Genomic DNA, 323 nt, shown 5'->3' with positions numbered 1-323 from the left:
TCGGCGAGGATGGCGGCGAGGGCGGCGGCGGCGGGTTCGGCCTCGGGGCCGGAGGCCTCGATCGTCACCGCGGCACCGCCCTTCGCGCCGAGCGCCATCAGCGCGGTCGGGCTGTCGAGCGGGGCGACGCGGCCGTTGTGGCGGAGGCGCAGCGTGGCGTCGAACCGGGCGGCGGCCTCGACACAGCGCGCGGCGGGGCGGAGATGCAGGCCGTTCGGATCGGCCAGCGTGACCGCGCGGGTGAGCGTGGCGGCTGGCGACGGCGGCGCGGCGTGTTCTTGGGTGCCGAGCGCATCCTGTTTCGGCGCGAGCCCGGCCAGCGC

At 78.3% G+C, this 323-nt stretch carries 1 protein-coding gene; it reads right to left on the bottom strand.

All coding sequences use genetic code 11. From position 1 onward, the window contains the following. Nucleotides 1-323, bottom strand: a 323-nt coding sequence (locus RT91_RS19035) for an HPr family phosphocarrier protein (protein ID WP_051788385.1), incomplete at both ends; no start/stop codon positions are given.

It is taken from the genome of Acidiphilium sp. JA12-A1, from assembly GCF_000724705.2.
Lineage (GTDB): Bacteria > Pseudomonadota > Alphaproteobacteria > Acetobacterales > Acetobacteraceae > Acidiphilium > Acidiphilium multivorum.
The sequence above is the reverse complement of the archived record's forward strand: the minus strand, read 5'-3'. Positions and strand labels throughout refer to the sequence as shown.